This window comes from Rathayibacter sp. VKM Ac-2760 (assembly GCF_009834185.1).
Classification (GTDB): Bacteria; Actinomycetota; Actinomycetes; order Actinomycetales; family Microbacteriaceae; genus Rathayibacter.
In genome coordinates this window covers 448,930-467,593 of record NZ_CP047173.1, presented here as the reverse complement: position 1 = coordinate 467,593, position 18,664 = coordinate 448,930, and the positions used below count along the sequence as shown (strand labels likewise).

Here is an 18,664-nt window from a genome sequence, read left to right as displayed (position 1 = left end):
GTCAGAATCCACGGATTCGACGAGCCGAAGGTGTTCTCGCGAGCCGAAGCCGACAGAGCCGGCTCCCCCGGCTCGCGAGAACACCTCCGGCACGTGTCGTCACCTCCGGCACGCGAGGTCACCTCCGGCACGCAGAAATACCCCCGGCACGCAGAAACACCCGAATTGGACGAGCCCGAGTCGACTCCGCGAGCCGAAACCCGACGGCGAACACCTCCGGCACGCAGAAACACCTCCGGCTCGCCGGAACACCCGAATCCGACGAGCCCGAATCGACTCCGCGAGCCGAAACCCGACGGAGAACACCTCCGGCACGCGGAAACACCTCCGGCTCGTCGAATCCGCGGATTCTGACGAGCCGGAGGTCGTTTCACGTGCCGGAGGTGCGGCTGGAGGTGCCGGCCGGGAGTCAGCTGCCGGAGGGGGCGTCCGACTCCTCCGGGGTGGCGGTGTCGCTCGGGGCGGCGGGGGTCGCACCGGCGTCCGGAGCGTGACCGGCGGCGGGGCCGGCGCCGGGCGCGCGAGACCGGCGGGCGCCTCACCGGCCGGCGGCGCGGGCGGGTCGGGGCGGAGCCGTCGGCCGGGGGCGTCGGGAGCTCGCAGTCGCCCGAGGCGCTGCAGGCGGAGTCGGCGGAGTCACGGTCTCGCCGTCCGCGGGTGCGGCGGGCGGGGTCGGGAGCACTCCGTCGGCGGGCGGGTCGCTGTCGCGCCGTCCGTGGGCGCAGCGGGAGGCGGGGCGCCTCACCCTCGGCCGGTGCAGCCGGAGGCGTCGGCGCCTCGCCGTCCGTGGGCGCGGCCGGAGGCGTGGGCGCCTCGCCGTCCGTGGGCGCGGCCGGAGGCGTGGGCGCCTCGCCGTCCGTGGGCGCGGCCGGGGGCGTCGGCGCTCGCCGTCCGCGGGAGCGGCCGGAGGCGTCGGGGTCTCGCCATCGGCGGGGGCCGAGGGAGGCGTCGGACCTCGCCGTCAGCGGGGCCGCGGGCGGGTCGGCATCGAGCCGTCCGCGGGCGGCGTCGGCGCCTCGCCCTCAGCGGGCGCAGCCGGCGGAGTCGGCATCGAGCCGTCCGCACCGGGCGCCGGAGGCTTGGGCAGTCCGGCACCCGCGGGCCCGCAGGCGGCCGGTCCGGTCGAGGCTGGTCCGGTGAGGGTCGGCGCGTCGCTGGAGTCCGGCGTCGGCGTCGCGCTGGCCGTCGCACTCGGCGTCGTCTCGATCGTGCTCGAGCTGCTCGAGCTCGTCGAGCCGGAGGTCGGCGCCGAATCGGCGAACGCGGCGGTCGAGCCGATCGCCGCGAAGCCGAGCGCACCGGCCGCGATGCAGAGGGCGATCGCGCGGGTCCGGGGCCGGCGCGGCCCGAAGCCGGAGCCCTGGGTCCCGGGGGTGCTGTCGGGGGTCTTGCTCATGGGAGTCTCCTCGGTCCGGCCCGGTGCCGTCCCCGTTCGGGAGCGGTTGCGGCCGGTTCCATTTCAGATTCCGAGCCGAATCTGAAGCGGTCCTTAAGAACAGCACCTCCGCAGGCGACCCCTGGTCCGCGCCGATCCGGGCCCCCTACGGTCGGAGCATGCTCCCCTCCGCCCGCGTGCTCCTCGTCGAGGACGACGACGCCATCCGCTCCTCCGTCGAGGCCGCCCTCCGCGGCGAGCGCTACACGGTGCGCGCGCTGCCGAGCGGCGAGGACCTCGCCCGCGAGCTCGCCGACTTCGCGCCCGACCTCGTGGTGCTCGACTGGATGCTGCCCGGGCCGAGCGGCATCGTCCTCGCCGAGCGGATCCGCCGCTCCAGCGACGCCGCCGTGATCATGCTCACCGCCCGCGACGCCGTCGACGACCGCCTCCGCGGCTTCGACGAGGGCGTCGACGACTACGTGGTGAAGCCGTTCGTGCTCGCCGAGCTGGTCGCCCGCGTCACCGCGGTCCTCCGGCGGCGCGGCCGCGTCCCCTCGATCATCGAGATCGGCGACCTCGTCGTCGACCCCGATTCCGGCCGCGCCCGCCGCGGCGGCGCGCCCCTCGACCTCACCGCCACCGAGTTCCGCCTGCTGGCCTTCCTGGCCGGCAGCCGCGGCCGCACCCTGACCAAGACGCAGATCCTCACCCAGGTCTGGGGCTACGACCACGTCGACCCGAACCTGGTCGAGGTGCACCTCAGCTCGCTCCGCAAGAAGATGGAAGCGCACGGCGACCGGCTCATCCACACCGTCCGCGGTCTCGGCTACCGGGTGGAGGCATGACCGTCTCCCCCGCCCCCTCCGCCCCGCTGCGTACCGGCTCGCTGCGGCTGCGGACCGTGCTCGCCGTCCTCGCCCTGCTCGCGGTCCTGCTGCTGGCGCTCTCCGCGACGGTGCAGGTCGTCCTCGGCGAGCGCCTCCGCGACCAGATCGAGGAGCGACTCGCCGACCGCGCCTCCGCCGCCGCGGCCCTCGTCGGCACCATCCCCGACGACGAGCTGGCCTCCCGCCTGTCCGCCCAGGGCGTCGCGGTGCGGATCGAGAGTCCCGACGGCGAGGCGGTCGTCGCGGGCCCGAGCCCCGACCAGCTGCGGCAGGGCCCGGGAGCCGCCGACCAGCTGGGCGAGCCGCCCAGCCCGCCCGGGAGCGGCATCAGCTCCACCGCCGCGACCCCCCGCGACGCGACGGTCACCGTCACCGCCAGCACCGTCTCCGGAGACGACCAGCTGATCACCCTGCAGTCCACCCTCAGCGACGGCACCGAGCTCACCCTCACCAGCGAGGCGAGCTCCGTCGGCTCGACCCTCTCGTCCCTGAACGGGATCCTGCTCGGGGCCTCGGCCGCGTTCCTCCTGCTCGCCGCCGCCGCCCTCGTGCTCGTGGTGCGCGCGACGCTGCGCCCGCTCGAGCGGATGACCACGGTCGCCCGCTCGATCGCGCACGGCGACCGCGGCCGGCGCCTGCGCCCCTCGCGCCCCGGCACCGAGCTCGGCCGCACCGCCACCGCGTTCGACGAGATGCTCGACGACCTGGAGCAGGCCGAGCAGTCCGCGCTGGCCGCCGAGCGCCGGATGCGCGCCTTCGTCTCCGACGCCGCGCACGAGCTGCGCACCCCGGTGGCCGGCATCCAGGCCGCCGCCGACGCGCTGGTCCGGGCCGACGGCACCGCCGAGGAGCGCGAGCGGCTGTCGGTGCACGTGGTCCGGGAGTCGCTGCGAGCCGGCCGGCTGATTCAGGACATGCTGCTGATGGCGCGGCTGGACGAGGGCCTCGCCCTCGACGCCCGGCCACTCGACGCGGGCGCGGTGGCGGCGGCGGCGATCGAGCGGCAGCTGCTGCGCGGAGAGGGACCCGCGATCGTCCTGCACCGCGACGACGCGGCCCCGCCCGCGCATGCCGACGCCGACCGGCTGGGCCAGATCATCGGCAACCTGCTCGAGAACGCCGCCCGCTTCGCCCGCTCCCGGATCGACGTGACGCTCGCGCACACCGACGACCGTGTCACCGTGACCGTCGACGACGACGGACCGGGCGTCCCCGAGGCCGACCGCGATCGCGTCTTCGACCGCCTCGTCCGCCTCGACGACGCCCGCAACCGCGCCGACGGCGGCTCCGGCCTCGGCCTCCCGATCGCCCGTGGCCTCGCCCGCGCCCTCGGCGGCGACCTCGTCTGCCTCCCCGGCGCCGCCGGCGCGCGCTTCCGCGTGCTCCTGCCCGCCGCCTCCGCGCAGAACATCGGCTGAGAGCGCGTCTCATCGCCCATCGTCGATGAGACCTGCTCCTGGCCGATGTTCTGCAGGCAGGAGCTCGCGATCCCTGCCGCCGGCCACCGACTCCATGCCATCGCTCGCATCGAGCGCCGGAGTGACCTCAGCCGTGCCACTTCGGTGCGGTGTGCACTCCCCTCGTGTGATCGTTCGGTTCTCCGCGCCTCATCTCGATCACCGCTCGTCAAGGAGTTCCCATGCCCCCTCACCACCAGCGTCCTCAGAGCCAGCGTCCGCAGCACCAGCGTCCGCAGAGCTCCCGCCGCGGCCTCGGCGTCCCGTGCACCGTCGCGGCCTCCCTCGCGCTGACCGTCGGCCTGCTCGGCGCGGCCTCGGCCGCCCACGCCGTCGAGCCGGGCGCCCCGGCAGCGGCGCAGTCCACTCCCGCAGCCGACGCCGCGGCACCGTCGGTGTCGGTGACGTTCAGCGCCGAGTTCACGTGGCGGACGAACGAGCCACTGGATTCCACTGGGCCGGTGTCCATGACCGTCCGCTTCGCCAACACCGGCAGCGTCCCCTTCCTCTCCGGCGGAACACCCGCTACCGAAGGCGCCTTCACCGTCGCCCCCGGCGAGACCAGGTCCTTCAGCTTCCACGTCGCTTCCGTCAGTGAGCTCCTCAGCAAGCTGTCCAGCCTTGCCTCGATAGCGGCGCCGACCTCCGCGACGGCGAGCCCCGCCGCCACTTCGACCCCCGCCACCGCTTCGGCCCCCGCCGCAGCGGCGGCCGCAGCGGCGGCCGGCACCGACGCTCCGACGGTGAGAGTGGAGTTCACCGGAGACTTCACCGTGACGTCCACCGGGGCGCCGAAGGCCGGCACGGTGCCGACCTTCACCGTCACGCTCACCAACATCGGCACCACCCCCGTCGTCGACGCCGCCGTGCCCGGAACGAGCGACTCGTTCACCCTCGCTCCCGGCGAGACCAAGACCTTCACCTTCGGCATCGACAGCGCGGGCGACCTCGTCAGCGCTACCGTCCCTCCCGCCCCCGAGCCCCAGCCGAGCCCCGCGCCGGCCACGCCCACGCCCTCCGAGCCGACCGCGACTCCCTCGAGCCCGGCAGTCGCGGACGGCCCGACCGATCCCGCGCAGACCGTGGCCGCAGCGGAGTCCGCCCCGGCTCCGGCCGGCTCGACCGCTCCGGCCGCCTCCACGGCCTCCGCGCCGACGACGTCGTACGCGAGGAACGTGTCCTCCACCCGCCTCGCCGAGACCGGTCCCGACACGGCGGGCGCGGTGCCCGCCGCCGGGATCCTCGCGCTTCTCGGCTCGCTCGGCGTGTTCCTCGGCCGCCGCCGGACCCGGACCGCCGACTGACCGACCGCCCACCGACCGACCGCCGGCGCCGTCGACGCCCCGCGACGACGCCGGCGGTCCTTTTCCCCTCCCGACACCTCCGCCACTCCGACCTCCGCCGCCCCGCGCATCCCGCCCTCGTCGACGGCCGCCACGGCCCCGGGTGAGAACCCGCACAGCACTTTCGGCGGATGCGCAAGTACGTGTTCAGGGGCCCCCTCCCGCGCGACGATGAGCGGGATGGACACGATCGACGAGCGCAGCGCCTGGGCGCGGTCCGTCGTCGAGCGCGACTTCGGCGTCCGCCTGGTCGACTTCCTCCCGATCATCGGCGGCCTCGACCACGGCGCCCAGGTCTGGTTCGCGACCGACGACACCGGCGCCCCGTGGAGCCTCAAGGCCTCCCAGCGCGACGGCCGCTTCGGTCTCGCGCTCGCCGCCGCCCTCGGTGACGCGCAGGTCACCGGCATCGCCGCACCCCACCGCGCCCGCGACGGCCGCCCCTGGACCGAGGACTCCGGCCTCCTCCTCTCGCTCGCCCCCTGGATCGTCGGCGACGACGCGGTCGACTCCGGCGAGGACGCGCTGTCCTGGTCGGAGTTCGGCGCGGTGCTGCGCGCGGTGCACGACTCCGAACCGCCCGCCGGCGCCGTCCCGCCCCGCCGCGGCATCCGCCGCGCGCAGCGCCCGCCCGCCGAACTGCTCGCCGAGGTCGACGAGCACCTCGCGCCCGACACCCGGGACCGCCTGCACGCCCTCGCCCGCGCCGAGCGCCGGCTCAAGCGCACCCGCACGCCGACCGCCCGCGTGCCCGTGCACGGCGACCCGCACCCCGGCAACGTCGTGATCGACGGGCAGCGGCACCCCTGGCTGATCGACTTCGACGAGGCCGCGATCGCGCCCCGCGAGGTCGACCTGCACCTGGTCGAGCTGGGCGTCATCTACTCCCGGCCGATCACCGACGCCCAGCGCCGCGCCTTCCGCGCCGGCTACGGCGAGTCCCTGATCGACGACGAGCGGATCATCCGCTTCGGCTGCGTCCGCGCCATCGAGGACGCGGCGAGCACCGTCCTCCGGGCGCTCGACCCGGCGCAGCAGGAGCAGCACCACGAGCTCCTGGCCGGCCAGCTCGGCCCGCACGGCCTGGTCTCGCTCGTCGAGACCGCCCTCGACCGGCTCGGCCGGCCGGCCGCCTAGACCCTCCCCACCGCATCCACCCGCACAGCACCCCACCCGCACAGCACCCACCGCACCCGCACAGCACCCACAGAAGTAAGGACCCGCCCCTCATGCGCAGACGACTCCTCCCCCTCGCCGCCCTCGCGGCCTCCACCCTCGCCCTCACCGCCTGCAGCGGCTTCGGCGGCGGCGGCGGCTCCTCGGCCGACGGCGACTCGATCACCTTCACCACCTGGGCCAGCGAGTCGGAGCAGGCCGCTTTCGAGTCGCTGATCAGCGACTTCGAGGCCGCGAACGACGGCGTGAGCGTCGAGCTCAACGCCGTCCCCTACGACCAGATGTTCAGCAACATCGACGCGCAGCTGAGCTCGGGCGAGGCGCCCGACGTCTTCCGCGTCGACTACGGCAACCTCGGCGTCTACTCCAGCCAGGGCCAGCTGCTCGACCTCACCGACCGCATCCCCGAGTTCGACTCCTTCACCCCCGCTTTCCAGGAGGCGGTGTCGTTCGAGGGCACCCCCTACGGCGTCCCGCACCAGACCGACGTCTCGGCCCTGCTCGTCAACACCGAACTCCTCGCCGCCGCGGGCGTCACCGACATCCCGACCACGGCGGCCGACGCCTGGACCTGGGAGGAGTTCGCCGACGTCTCCGCGAAGCTGCGCGCCTCGCTCCCCGCCGAGCAGTACCCGTTCGCCGCCAACTGGCAGCTCGGCGGCACCCCGCGCTGGCTGAGCTGGCTCTTCGAGGCCGACGGCGCCCTGCTCGAGGAGGACGGCACCACCCCCGCCATCGACTCCGAGGCCGGCGCCAAGGCCCTCGACTTCACCAAGAGCTTCTTCGAGAACGGCTGGGTCCCGCCGACCAGCTCGGTCAAGTCCGCCACCTACGCCGACGCCTTCTTCACCGAGCAGAGCGTCGCGATGTCCTTCGTCGGCTCCTTCCTCGTCCCGGACGTCGACAACCTGGCCGACTTCGAGTGGGCCGCCACCCCGATGCCCGTCGACGAGCGCGGCGCGACCGACCTCGGCGGCAACGCCCTCGTCGCCACCGCCGACAGCGACAACCCCGAGCTGGCCGCCGAGTTCCTGGCCTTCATGACCGAGGCCGACAACATGGCCGCGTTCTGCGCCGCCACGAACGAGCTGCCGACCCGCACCGACATCGATCCCGCCTCGATCGACTTCGCGGTGCGCCCGGACGTCATGCCCGTCTTCGTCGAGCAGGCCGCCACGATCACCCCGCGCGACGTGCAGCAGCTCACCTCCCCGTTCCTCGCCCAGATCTCGGTCGCGATGCAGGACCAGCTCGAGGAGGCCTTCGTCAACGGTCGCAGCACCGAGGAGACGCTGACCGGCCTCAGCGACGCGATCGCGCAGGCCACGAGCTGATGACCGCCGTCCCCCTCCGCGGGTCGCCCCCGCGTCGGCGCCGCACCGCCCGCACCAGGGAGGCACTGGCCGGCTTCGGCTTCGTCGGCCCCAACCTGCTGCTGATGGCGCTGTTCCTGTTCGTGCCGATCCTCTGGGCGATCCAGCTGTCGTTCCAGGAGTCGCGCGGTTTCGGCACCCCGGAGTGGGTCGGCCTCGCTAACTACGCCCGGATGGGCGCCGACCCGGTCTTCTGGCAGAGCCTCGGCAACACGCTGCTCTTCACCGCGGTGACGGTCCCGCTCGAGCTGCTCGGCGGACTCGGGCTGGCGGTGCTGCTCAACTCGGTGCTGCCGGCCCGCGGGATCTTCCGCACGATCATCGTGCTGCCGCTGGTCATCTCCGGAGTCGCCTCCGGCATGATCGCGGTCACGATCTTCAGCGAGTCCTCCGGCATCGTCAACAAGGTGCTCTCCTCGCTCGGCGCCTCGCCGGTGTCCTGGCAGTCGGACGGCGCCGCGGCGATGATCTCGGTGATGCTCACCGCGGTCTGGCTGCGCATCGGCTTCAACATGGTGATCTACATCGCCGGCCTCCAGGGCGTCTCGCCCGAGCTCTACGAGGCGGCGCGGATCGACGGCGCCACCCGCTGGCAGCAGTTCCGCTCGCTGACGGTGCCGCTGGTCGGCCCGTCGACGTTCTTCCTGCTGATCATGAACGTGATCGCCTCGTTCCAGGTCTTCGACATCGTCTTCGTGATGACGGGCGGCGGGCCGGGCTTCTCGACCTCCGTCCTCGGCACCTACGCCTACCGCAACGGCTTCCAGGTGCGCGAGCAGGGCTACGGCGCCGCGCTCGGAGTCGTCATCCTGCTCGTCTCCCTCGCCTTCACCTACCTGCAGTGGCGCACGAGTCGCACCCGCGACCTCGTCGAATAGGAGCCTCCTGTGACGTCCTCCACCCTCACCACGCCCGCCGCGGTCGCCGCGGCGACCGTCCGCGACGCGCCGAAGCGCCGCCGCTCGACCCGCGACGGCTCGCGCGCGGGACTCGTCGTCCGCATCGTCGTCGCCGTGATCGCCTCCGCGATCGTCTTCTTCCCGCTCTACTGGATGCTCGTCATCGCGTTCTCGCCGCGCGGCGAGGTCTTCTCGCCCGGCCCGCCGCAGTTCTGGCCGAGCGAGATCTCGTTGGAGAACTTCGCGACCGTCTTCGCCCGCTTCCCCGTCGCCGAGTGGTTCGTCAACTCGGTCGTGGTCGGTGCGTTCGTGACCGCGTTCACGGTCGTGCTGAACCTGCTGGCGGGCTGGGGCTTCGCGCGGCTGCGCTTCCCGGGCCGCAATCTGCTGTTCCTCCTGGCGCTCGCGACGATGATGATCCCCGTGCAGGCGATCATGGTCGCGCAGTTCAAGCTCGTCACCGGGCTGCAGATCTACGGCACCTACTGGTCGGTGATCCTGCCCGGAGCGGCGGCGGCGTTCGGCATCTTCCTCGCCCGGCAGTTCTTCCTCTCGATCCCGGAGGAGCTGATCGAGGCCGCGCGGATCGACGGGGCCGGGCACCTGCGGGTGTTCCTGCAGATCGTCCTGCCGCTGAGCAAGCCGCTGATCGCGGTGCTGATCCTGCTGACGCTGCTGGGCAGCTGGAACGACTTCGCCTGGCCGCTGATCGCGCTGAAGGACAACGAGCTGTTCACCCTGCCGATCGGACTGCTCTACCTCAAGGGCCAGTCGACGCCGGACTACTCCGCGAGCATGGCGCTCGCGCTGGTGTCGGTGCTGCCGATGGTGCTGCTGTTCCTCGCCTTCCAGCGCTACTTCGTGCAGGGCTTCGCCCGCAGCGGCATCCGGTAGCCGTTCACGAATCACGCCACCTGACACGCGCCGCGCCAGATGTTCGGTGAGTCGACTCCGGGGATGCGACTTTCGTCCTTCCGCTTTCCCACCAGTACCAGGAGTCCTCTGTGCCCGAATCCTTCCGTCGCCGCCGTTGCGCCGGCACGCCCCTCACCGTCGCCGCGTCCCTCGCGCTGACCATCGGCCTGCTCGCCTCGGCCACGCCCGCCAACGCCGCGGATGCCGTCCCGTCGGCCATGCCGTCGCAGTCGGCGTCGCCGTCGCCGTCGCCGTCGGCCACGCCGGTCCCGTCCGCCGCGCCCGCCACCCCGGCGTCTTCCGCCACCCGGCTGCGCCCGCCACCCCGGCTGCGCCCACCGCCCCGGCTGCGCCCGCAACGCCGGCCGCGCCCGCCATGCCGGCCGCATCGGCCACCCCGCCGCTCCCGCCACCCTGCCGCGCACGCCGCCCGGCCGCGCCCGCGACCCCTGCGGCGCCCACCGCGCCCGCCGCTCCGGCCGCGTCCGCGACCCCGGCAGCATCGGCCACCCCGACCGCGCCCTCGGCCCCGGCAGCGGTCGAGCACCCGGCGTTGACGACGTCCGCCCGCGGCGAGATCATGCTGAAGCCCGGCGAGCAGGTCAAACGTGGGACCACGGTCACATGGACCGTCACCGTCACCAACACCGGCGACGTCCCGCTCCACAACGTCTCGGTCGAAGGGAAAAGCAAGACCATCGATCTCGCGGTAGGTGAGGTCAAGACCGTCTCCGTGACCACCCAAGTCGATGGGTTCGACGTCGACGAGCTCCACGTCACCTTCCTCTCAGAGACCGCAGTCGGCACAAGCCCCCAAGGCACTGAGCTCAGAGACGACGTCCACGGCCGGATCGAATTGCCGGTCCAGCAGCCACAACCGGCCCCGGCACCCGCTCCGGCACCGACGCCCGTCCCGAGCACCCCCGCCGCCCCCAGCACGCCGGCACCCACCCCGGCACCGGCGCCCGCACCGGCACCAGCCCCCGCTGCCACCCCCGTGACCGCGACGGTCGTGGGGACGCTCGATCTGAAGCCGGGCGAGCCGCTGAAGGTCGGCACCACGGTGACCTGGGTCGTCACCTTCCACCACCAGACCCGCGACACCGTCAAGATCCTCCCGACCACGCTTGAACTCGCCCCCGGCTACAACGGCTACGTCGCCGACACCACGAAGCCGGGACGGATCACCCAGGCCGACCTCGATGCGGGCGTCGTGAAGTACGAGAGCGAGTTCACCGCGGAAGGCCCGACCGGCCGGTACCAGATCCCCGCGAAGGGCGAGCTGCGCCTCGCTCCCGCCGTCGGCGAGCACCCCGCGCTCTCCGGCACGCTCCGCGGCGCGCTCGACCTCGAGCCCGGCGAGAAGCCCCAGGCCGGCACGACCGTGAAGTGGACCGCGACCCTCACCAACACCGGCGACGTCGCTCTCCACGACGTCGGCGTTCCCGACTCGAAGGACCGCATCACCCTCGCCCCCAAGGAGACCAAGGACGTCACCTTCCTCACCACCCTCCGCCAGGACGAGGTCGACAGCGGGCGCTCCCGACGCAACGTCACGGCGACCGGTCTCAGCCCCGCCGAGACGCCGGTCACCTACTCCCTCGGTTCCTCGTTCGACTTCCCGACCGGACGCCCGGCACCCACCCCTGCACCGTCGCCCACCCCGACCCCGGCACCCACCCCCGCGCCGACCCCCGCCCCGGCCCCGGCCGAGCACCCCGCGATCGCCGGCACCCTCAGCGGCATGCTCGACCTCAAGCCCGGCGAGCAGCCGAAGGTCGGCACGGAGGTGACGTGGACCGCGACCCTCACCAACACCGGCGACCTCGAGATCGACGACATCGACCTCGACGACTCGGGCGAGAGCATCGACCTCGGCCCCGGCGAAACCGGAGAACTCACCACGACCACCACCCTCACTCAGGCCGAACTCGACAAGCACACCGCCGCCCTCACCACCACCGCCACCGGCGAGACCGAGGACGGCGAGCTCATCAGCACCGACCTCACCGGGACGTTCGCACTCCCCACCCCGGCACCGGTCCCGGCTACGCCGCTCACCCCGTCCACCCCGGGACCGGCCACGCCGCTCACCCCGTCCACCCCGGCACCCGTCCCCGCCACGCCGCTCACCCCGGCACCCCTCCCGGCCACGGCCGTGACCGCGGCGAAGTACCCCGCGCTGCCGGTGACACCGCAGGCATCCGCGCACCACCTCGCCCAGACCGGTGCCGACTCGGCGGGTCTCCTGACCGCCGCAAGCCTCCTCACCGCCCTCGGAGCACTCGGCGTCCTCGGCGGCCGCCGCCGACGACGCAACCGCACCGCCGACTGACCCGAAGTAGAAACGGCCTGAGCCCGTCCACCCGGACGAGCCCAGGCCGTTTCCGCGTTCGCGACCCGCACCGCGACAACTCGCAGCCGCGAACGTCCGCATCCGCGCCACCGATGAGGAGACCCACCTCCGACGATGCGACCGTTCGTCGATCGACGTCGAGCACGGCGCTCGCGCTGGCGTCGGTGCTGCCGATGGTGCTGCTGTTCCACGCCTTCCAGCGCTCCTTCGTGCAGGGCTTCGCCCGCAGCGGCATCCGCTGAGGGGCGGCCGGATCGGAGGACCTCCGCGGGATCACACGACCGACGGCACCGACAGGTTCCGCGCCTCGACTGACCTTCCAGCGCCGGACGTGCTCCTCCGCGCCATCCACGAGGCATCGCGACTCCGAGGATGCGACGATCCTTCGATTCACGTCCCGTCCCTTTCAGAGGAGCTTCCGTGCCCAATCGTTCCGATTCCTTCCGTTCGCGCCGCTGCACCGGCACCCCGTTCACGGTCGCGACGTCCATCGCGCTGACTGTCGGCCTCCTCGGCGCCGCCCCGGCCGCGTACGCCGCCGATGCGGCTCCTCTCTCCACACCCGCACCGTCGTCCGCCCCGGCTGCAGCCGAGCACCCTGCGCTCACCGGCACCCTCCGCGGCGAACTCCTCCTCAAGCCCGGCGAGCAGCCCAAGGTCGGCACGCCCGTGAAATGGACCGCCACGATCAAGAACACCGGCGACGTCACCATCCACGACATCGACTTCGAAGACGGACCCGACGACTTCACCCTCGCCCCCGGCCAGAGCACCGAACGAACAGTCACCACCGCCCTCGACCAGACCGACCTCGACAAGCACACCACCACCTACACCGCCTACCTCGCCGGCACAACCGACCACGGCCAGGCCTTCGACACCGACATCACCGGCACCCTCCCCCTCCCCACCACTCCCACGCCCGCACCCGCCCCCGCACCCGCACCGGCCCCGGCACCCGCACCCGCGCCCGCACCCGCACCGGCACCGGCTCCGGCTCCGGCTGCGGCCGAGCACCCCGCGCTCACCGGCACCCTCCGCGGCGAACTCCTCCTCAAGCCCGGCGAGCAGCCCAAGGTCGGCACGCCCGTGAAATGGACCGCCACGATCAAGAACACCGGCGACGTCACCATCCACGACATCGACTTCGAAGACGGACCCGACGACTACACCCTCGCCCCCGGCCAGAGCACCGAACGAACAGTCACCAGCGCCCTCGATCAGACCGACCTCGACAAGCACACCACCACCTACACCGCCTACCTCAGCGGCACAACCGACCACGGCAAACCCGTCGACATCGACATCACCGGCACCCTGCCCCTCCCCACCCCCAGCACTCCGACGCCCGCACCGGCCCCGACGCCCGCACCGGCACCGACGCCCGCACCCGCTCCGGCTCCCGCTCCGGCTCCGGCTCCGGCTCCGGTCGAGCACCCCGCGCTCAACGGCACCCTCCGCGGCGAACTCCTCCTCAAGCCCGGCGAGCAGCCCAAGGTCGGCACGCCCGTGAAATGGACCGCCACGATCAAGAACACCGGCGACGTCACCATCCACGACATCGACTTCGAAGACGGACCCGACGACTTCACCCTCGCCCCCGGCCAGAGCACCGAACGAACCGTCACCACCGCCGTCGACCAGACCGACCTCGACAATCACACCACCACCTACACCGCCTACCTCACCGGCGAAACCGACCACGGCCAAACCGTCGACACCGACATCACCGGCACCCTCCCCCTCCCCACCACTCCCACGCCCGCACCGGCCCCGACACCCGCACCGGCACCCGCACCGGCTCCGGCACCGGCGCCGGCCCCCGCGCCCGCACCGGCTCCGACGCCCGCACCGGCACCCGCGCCCACCTGCACCCGCACCGACGCCCGCACCGGCACTGCCCCTGCACCGGCACCGGCACCGGCACCCGCACCGGCTCCGACGCCCGCACCCGCACCGGCCCCTGCTCCGACGCCCGCACCGGCACCCGCACCCGCACCGGCTCCGGCTCCGACGCCCGCACCGGCCCCTGCGCCCGCACCCGCGCCCACCCCGGCTCCGGCTCCGGCTCCGGCCGAGCACCCCGCGCTCACCGGCACGCTCCGCGGCGAACTCGTCCTCAGGCTCGGCGAGGAGGTGAAGGCCGGCACGACCGTGAAGTGGACCGCCACCCTCACCAACACCGGCGACGTCCCCCTCCACGACGTCGGTATCACGGACGCGAAGGACCGCATCACCCTCGCACCCAAGGAGACCAAGGACGTCACCTTCCTCACCACCCTCCGCCAGGACGAGGTCGACAGCGGGCACACCAGACGCAACGTCACAGCGACCGGCCTCAGCCCCGCCGGGACCCCGGTCACCTTCTCCCTCGGTTCCTCGTTCGACTTCCACGCCGGACGCCCGCAACCCACCCCGGCCCCGGCGCCCACCCCGGCGCCGACTCCGGCGCCCACCCCGGCGCCGGCCCCGGCCCCGGCCCCGGCCGAGCACCCCGCGATCGCCGGCACGCTCAGCGGCAAGCTCGACCTCAAGCCCGGCCAGCAGCTCGAGGTCGGCACCGAGGTGACGTGGACCGCGACCCTCACCAACACCGGCGACGTCACCCTCTACGACATCGACCTCGACGACTCCGGCGACAGCATCGACCTCGCCCCCGGCGAAACCGGGGAACTCACCACCACCACCACCCTCACCCAGACCGAACTCGACAAGCACACCGCCGTCCTCACCACCACCGCCGGCGGCGACACCGAGGACGGCGAGTACATCAGCACCGACCTCACCGGCAGGTTCACACTCCCCACCCCGGCACCCGTCCCGGCCACACCAATCACCCCCTCCACCCCGGGACCCGTCCCGGCCACGCCAATCACTCCCTCCACCCCGGCACCCGTTCCGGCCACGCCGCTCACCCCGGCGTCCCTCCCGTCCACGGCCGTGACGGCGGCGAAGTACCCCGCGCTGCCGGTGACACCGCCGGCATCCGCGCACCACCTCGCTGAGACCGGAGCCGATGCGGCAGGTCTGCTGACCTCCGCCGGGCTCCTCACCGCCCTCGGCGCAGTCGGCGTCCTCGGCGGCCGCCGCCGTCGACGCAACCGCACCGCCGACTGAACCGAAGCGGAAACGGCCTGAGCTCGCCCACCCGGACGAGCCCAGGCCGTTTCCGCGTTCACGACCCGCACCGCGACGACTCCCAGCGCCGAACGTCCGCATCCGCGCCACCGATGAGGAGAGCCGCCTCCGACGATGCGAGCATTCGTCGATCCACGTCCCGTCCACTCCCGAGGAGCCTCCATGCCCAGTCGACCCGAGTCCTTCCGTCCGCGCCGGTGCACCGGCACCCCGTTCACCGTCGCCGCGTCCCTCGCCCTGACCATCGGCCTTCTCGCCTCCGCCCCGGCCGCCGACGCCGCGCCGACCCCCGGGCCGTCGCCGTCGCAGACGGCCGCCCCGGCCGCGGTCGAGAACCCCGCGCTCACCGGAGCGCATCACGGTGAGTTCCTGCTGAAGCCGGGCGAGAAGGCGACGGTCGGCACGAAGGTGAAGTGGACCGCCACGGTCACGGACACCGGCGACGTCCCCCTCCACGACGTCACCTCCGGGGACCTGACGACGACCACGACGCTCGCGGTGGGTGAGACCAAGGAGTTCTCGACCGTCACCACCCTCACCCAGGCCGAGATCGACAACGGCGAGGCCCGATTCGTGGCGATCACGGCGGGTGTGAGCCCGAAGGGAGTCCGCACCCTGATCACCAAGGACGTCCGGCTTCCCGTCCCCGCCGACACGACGCAGCCGGCTCCCGCTCCCTCGCAGTCGGCCACCCCGACTCCGGCACCCACCCCGACTCCCGCACCCACGCCGGCCGCCCGGGCCGAGAAGGCCGCGATGACCGGCACCCTCCGCGGCGAAGTCCACCTCGAGCCCGGCACACAGCCGAAAGTCGGCACCACGATCATCTGGACCGCGACCCTCACCAACACCGGCGACCTCGACATCCACGACATCGACCTCGAGGAAGGGGGCGACACCATCGATCTCGCCCCCGGCGAGACCGGGGAACTCGCGCTCACCACCACCCTCACTCAGGCCGAACTCGACAAGCACACCGCCGTCCTCACCGCCACCGCCCTCGGCGTCACCAAGGACGGCGTGCTCACGAGCCCCGACTTCACCGGGACGCTCGCACTCCCTACCCCCGCACCCATCCCGGGCACCCCCACCCCCGCACCCGTCCCGGCCACCCCGACTCCCGCACCCGCCCCCACACCGGCCGCCCGGCCCGAGAAGGCCGCGATGACCGGCACCCTCCGCGGCGAAATCCACCTCAAGCCCGGCGAGCAGCCGAAAGTCGGCACCACGATCATCTGGACCGCGACCCTCACCAACACCGGCGACATCGACATCCACGACATCGACATCGAAGAGGGGGGCGACAGCATCGATCTCGCCCCCGGCGAGACCGGGGAACTCACCACCACCACCACCCTCACTCAGGCCGAACTCGACAAGCACACCGCCGTCCTCACCGTCACCGCCATCGGAGACCCCGGGGTCGGCAAGCAGATCAGCATCGACCTCACCGGGACGCTCGCACTCCCCACCCCGGCCGCCCCGACTCCCGCACCCACCCCGGCCGCCCCGACTCCCGCACCCATCCCGGCCGCCCCGACCCCCGCACCCGCCCCGACTCCGGCGCCCACGCCGGCCGCCCGGGCCGAGAAGGCCGCGATGACCGGCACCCTCCGCGGTGCGATCGACCTCAAGCCCGGCGAGCAGTTGGAAGTCGGCACCACGGTCACGTGGACCGCGACCCTCACCAACACCGGCGACGTCGAGATCGACGCCATCGACCTCATCGAGGGGAACGACAGCATCGACCTCGCCCCCGGCGAGACCGGGGAACTCACCACCACCACCACCCTCACTCAGGCCGAACTCGACGAGCACACCGCCGCCCTCACCGCCACCGCCCTCGGCATCACCGAGGCCGGCGAGTTGGTCAAGACCGACCTCACCGGGACGCTCACGCTCCCCACCCCGGCACCGGTCCCGGCTACGCCGCTCACCCCGTCCACCCCGGGACCGGTTCCGGCCACGCCGCTCACCCCGTCCACCCCGGCACCCGTCCCGGTCACGCCGCTCACCCCGGCAGCCCTCCCGTCCACGGCCGTGACGCCCGCGAGGTACCCCGCGCTGCCGGTGACACCGCCGGCATCCGCGCACCACCTCGCCGAGACCGGTGCCGACACGGCAGGTCTGCTGACCTCCGCCGGGCTCCTCACCGCACTCGGCGCCGTCGCCGTCCTCGGCAGCCGCCGCCGTCGACGCACCCGCACCGCCGACTGAACCGATCGCAGAAACGCTTCCGGGGAGCATCGACCGGTCAGCCGGCGGCGACCGGCTCCGTGCTCAGCAGGCCCTCGAGGCGGGCGTAGCTCGACTCCATGCCGTCGGTCATCCCGGTCGCGAGGACGGCGTCGCGCTGCGCGGCATCGGCGTAGGTGATGACCAGGCTCAGCAGCGTGCCGCCGGTCGTCGGCGTCAGAGTCAGCTCGTTGAGCGTCGCTGGGTAGTCCGTCCCGAGCATCGCCTCGGTGGTCACCGCCCGGAACGGCGCCTCCGCCTCGAGCAGCTCCCCCGTGAAGCCGAAGCGCTCGTCGCCGCCGTCGCGCTGCCACTCGTAGCGATAGCTCGCGCCGACCTCGGTCGCGATCTCGCAGACGGGCATCGACCACCCGTCGGGACCGAGCAGCCAGCGCCGCATCAGATCCGGGTCGTGGTGCGCCCGCCACACCTGCTCGACGCTGCCGCGCCCGACCCGCGACACCCGCACCTGCGTGTCGCTGAGGATCTGCGCCGCGGTGGCACCCTCGGCCGCGAAAGACGCGAGGTCGGCGAGGACGGCGTCGATCTGGGCCATCGCCTCGCGGGTGCCCTCCTCCACTCCCATCGACACGAGCTGCTCCAGCTGCTCGAGCGAGTCGAAGGACGAGGTCGTGGTGAGGCGCGTGCCGCCCTCGGTCGCCTCGAACGCGAAGAGGGCGCGCATCGCCGGGAGGTCGCTGCTCGGCGCGCCCGTCTCGTCGGCGAAGCGGTCGATCACCTCGAACGAGCGCGGCCGGTCGACGGACGTCCAGTCCCAGCAGCCGTAGTGCTCGTCGCCCGCGGGGCCGGTCATCCGGTAGACACTGCGACCGCCGATCTCGGCGTCGTGGCGGAGGAAGGTGGCCGGGTAGGTCGGCGGCCCCCAGAAGCGCTCGATCTGCCGCGGATCGACGTAGGCGTCCCAGACGCGGTCGACGGGGGCGGCGAAGTCGGCGACGATCGTGAGCGTCAGCCGGTCGAGATCCTTCTCGACGGAGGTGATGGGCATGGCGGGCCTTTCTGGTGGAGTCGGTCGGTCGGTCGGAGTCAGCCAGTGGGTCAGTCGGTCGGAGTGGGTCGGTCGAGCGGAGTCGGCGAGGCGTCGTCGGCGGCGAGCAGCGCGTCGAGGCGATCGATCCGCCCGCGCCAGATCTCCTCGAATCCGTCGAGCAGGCGCTGCGCCGCGCGGAGTCGCTCGGGGTCGGCGCGCACCAGGCGCTCGCGGCCGAGCGGTCGCTTCGACACGAGCAGCGCCTCCTCGAGCACGGCGACGTGCTTCTGCACCGCCGCGAACGACATCTCGTAGCGCGCGGCCAGCTGCGAGACGGACACCTCTTCCCGGAGGGTCCGCCGGACGATGTCGCGCCGGGTCACGTCGGCCAGCGCCCGGAACATCCGGTTGACGTCGGCGTCGGAGAGTTCATCTACAACCATGTGATTGCACATTAGTCCCGCCGTCGCCGTCCGGCAAGGGCCGGTCGGCGGCAAAGGCCGGTCGGGGGAGCAG

15 protein-coding genes are annotated in these 18,664 nt (G+C 73.2%); 11 read left to right on the top strand and 4 right to left on the bottom strand.

The window, feature by feature from the left end; all coding sequences use genetic code 11:
• Window positions 1-961: 961 nt before the first annotated feature.
• Window positions 962-1,396 carry a hypothetical protein gene (locus tag GSU72_RS02055; protein WP_159983303.1) on the bottom strand — a complete coding sequence of 145 codons (435 nt, stop codon included), beginning with the start codon at window positions 1,394-1,396 and terminating at the stop codon, window positions 962-964.
• Between the two features lie 158 nt (window positions 1,397-1,554).
• Here GSU72_RS02055 and GSU72_RS02050 point away from each other — a divergent pair, with 158 nt between their 5' ends.
• From GSU72_RS02050 to GSU72_RS02020, 7 genes are all read left to right on the top strand, one after another.
• The gene (locus GSU72_RS02050; RefSeq protein WP_159983301.1) at window positions 1,555-2,223 is read left to right on the top strand and encodes a response regulator transcription factor; all 669 of its coding nucleotides are present in this window, start codon (window positions 1,555-1,557) and stop codon (window positions 2,221-2,223) included.
• Window positions 2,220-3,683 carry a HAMP domain-containing sensor histidine kinase gene (locus GSU72_RS02045; RefSeq protein ID WP_159983299.1) on the top strand — a complete coding sequence of 488 codons (1,464 nt, stop codon included), beginning with the start codon at window positions 2,220-2,222 and terminating at the stop codon, window positions 3,681-3,683. The genes GSU72_RS02050 and GSU72_RS02045 overlap by 4 nt, the downstream gene beginning before the upstream one ends.
• Window positions 3,684-3,904: 221 nt before the next feature.
• Window positions 3,905-5,026, top strand: a complete 1,122-nt coding sequence (locus GSU72_RS02040; RefSeq protein ID WP_159983297.1) for an LPXTG cell wall anchor domain-containing protein — start codon at window positions 3,905-3,907, stop codon at window positions 5,024-5,026.
• Between the two features lie 219 nt (window positions 5,027-5,245).
• Complete coding sequence (locus GSU72_RS02035; protein ID WP_159983295.1) at window positions 5,246-6,202, top strand: aminoglycoside phosphotransferase family protein; 957 nt, start codon at window positions 5,246-5,248, stop codon at window positions 6,200-6,202.
• A gap of 92 nt (window positions 6,203-6,294) precedes the next feature.
• Window positions 6,295-7,575 (top strand): sugar ABC transporter substrate-binding protein, encoded by a 1,281-nt coding sequence (locus GSU72_RS02030; RefSeq protein ID WP_159983293.1) that lies wholly within the window; start codon window positions 6,295-6,297, stop codon window positions 7,573-7,575.
• Window positions 7,575-8,492 (top strand): sugar ABC transporter permease, encoded by a 918-nt coding sequence (locus tag GSU72_RS02025; RefSeq protein ID WP_159983291.1) that lies wholly within the window; start codon window positions 7,575-7,577, stop codon window positions 8,490-8,492. The genes GSU72_RS02030 and GSU72_RS02025 overlap by 1 nt, the downstream gene beginning before the upstream one ends.
• A gap of 9 nt (window positions 8,493-8,501) precedes the next feature.
• Window positions 8,502-9,407, top strand: coding sequence for a carbohydrate ABC transporter permease (locus GSU72_RS02020; protein ID WP_244255932.1), 906 nt, complete (start codon window positions 8,502-8,504; stop codon window positions 9,405-9,407).
• 4 nt (window positions 9,408-9,411) lie between these two features.
• Here the strand turns inward: GSU72_RS02020 and GSU72_RS02015 are convergent, their stop codons facing one another.
• Window positions 9,412-9,735 (bottom strand): hypothetical protein, encoded by a 324-nt coding sequence (locus GSU72_RS02015; protein ID WP_159983289.1) that lies wholly within the window; start codon window positions 9,733-9,735, stop codon window positions 9,412-9,414.
• A 246-nt stretch (window positions 9,736-9,981) separates the two neighbouring features.
• On the opposite strand from GSU72_RS02015, the gene GSU72_RS21785 reads away from it, so the two are divergent.
• The 4 genes from GSU72_RS21785 (at window position 9,982) to GSU72_RS21245 (ending at window position 17,139) form a co-directional block, all read left to right on the top strand.
• Window positions 9,982-11,763: an LPXTG cell wall anchor domain-containing protein gene (locus GSU72_RS21785; protein ID WP_159983287.1), complete on the top strand. Its 1,782-nt coding sequence runs from the start codon at window positions 9,982-9,984 to the stop codon at window positions 11,761-11,763.
• Between the two features lie 113 nt (window positions 11,764-11,876).
• Window positions 11,877-12,026 (top strand): hypothetical protein, encoded by a 150-nt coding sequence (locus GSU72_RS21255; RefSeq protein ID WP_159983285.1) that lies wholly within the window; start codon window positions 11,877-11,879, stop codon window positions 12,024-12,026.
• A gap of 178 nt (window positions 12,027-12,204) precedes the next feature.
• Window positions 12,205-14,901 (top strand): LPXTG cell wall anchor domain-containing protein, encoded by a 2,697-nt coding sequence (locus GSU72_RS21250; RefSeq protein WP_159983283.1) that lies wholly within the window; start codon window positions 12,205-12,207, stop codon window positions 14,899-14,901.
• Between the two features lie 183 nt (window positions 14,902-15,084).
• Window positions 15,085-17,139 (top strand): LPXTG cell wall anchor domain-containing protein, encoded by a 2,055-nt coding sequence (locus GSU72_RS21245; protein ID WP_208545130.1) that lies wholly within the window; start codon window positions 15,085-15,087, stop codon window positions 17,137-17,139.
• Between the two features lie 37 nt (window positions 17,140-17,176).
• On the opposite strand, the gene GSU72_RS01990 is transcribed toward GSU72_RS21245, so the two are convergent.
• On the bottom strand, window positions 17,177-18,166 hold the full coding sequence (locus tag GSU72_RS01990; RefSeq protein WP_159983281.1) for an SRPBCC family protein: 990 nt from the start codon (window positions 18,164-18,166) through the stop codon (window positions 17,177-17,179).
• Between the two features lie 50 nt (window positions 18,167-18,216).
• Complete coding sequence (locus GSU72_RS01985) at window positions 18,217-18,591, bottom strand: metalloregulator ArsR/SmtB family transcription factor (RefSeq protein ID WP_159983279.1); 375 nt, start codon at window positions 18,589-18,591, stop codon at window positions 18,217-18,219.
• Window positions 18,592-18,664: the final 73 nt, after the last annotated feature.

Coding starts and splice junctions, on each gene's coding strand:
- GSU72_RS02055 (WP_159983303.1), bottom strand. CDS start 1,396: ATGAGCAAGACCCCCGACAGCACCCCCGGGACCCAGGGCTCCGGCTTC.
- GSU72_RS02025 (WP_159983291.1), top strand. CDS start 7,575: ATGACCGCCGTCCCCCTCCGCGGGTCGCCCCCGCGTCGGCGCCGCACC.
- GSU72_RS21255 (WP_159983285.1), top strand. CDS start 11,877: ATGAGGAGACCCACCTCCGACGATGCGACCGTTCGTCGATCGACGTCG.
- GSU72_RS01985 (WP_159983279.1), bottom strand. CDS start 18,591: ATGGTTGTAGATGAACTCTCCGACGCCGACGTCAACCGGATGTTCCGG.
- GSU72_RS02035 (WP_159983295.1), top strand. CDS start 5,246: ATGGACACGATCGACGAGCGCAGCGCCTGGGCGCGGTCCGTCGTCGAG.
- GSU72_RS02030 (WP_159983293.1), top strand. CDS start 6,295: ATGCGCAGACGACTCCTCCCCCTCGCCGCCCTCGCGGCCTCCACCCTC.
- GSU72_RS21245 (WP_208545130.1), top strand. CDS start 15,085: ATGCCCAGTCGACCCGAGTCCTTCCGTCCGCGCCGGTGCACCGGCACC.
- GSU72_RS02040 (WP_159983297.1), top strand. CDS start 3,905: ATGCCCCCTCACCACCAGCGTCCTCAGAGCCAGCGTCCGCAGCACCAG.
- GSU72_RS01990 (WP_159983281.1), bottom strand. CDS start 18,166: ATGCCCATCACCTCCGTCGAGAAGGATCTCGACCGGCTGACGCTCACG.
- GSU72_RS02050 (WP_159983301.1), top strand. CDS start 1,555: ATGCTCCCCTCCGCCCGCGTGCTCCTCGTCGAGGACGACGACGCCATC.
- GSU72_RS02045 (WP_159983299.1), top strand. CDS start 2,220: ATGACCGTCTCCCCCGCCCCCTCCGCCCCGCTGCGTACCGGCTCGCTG.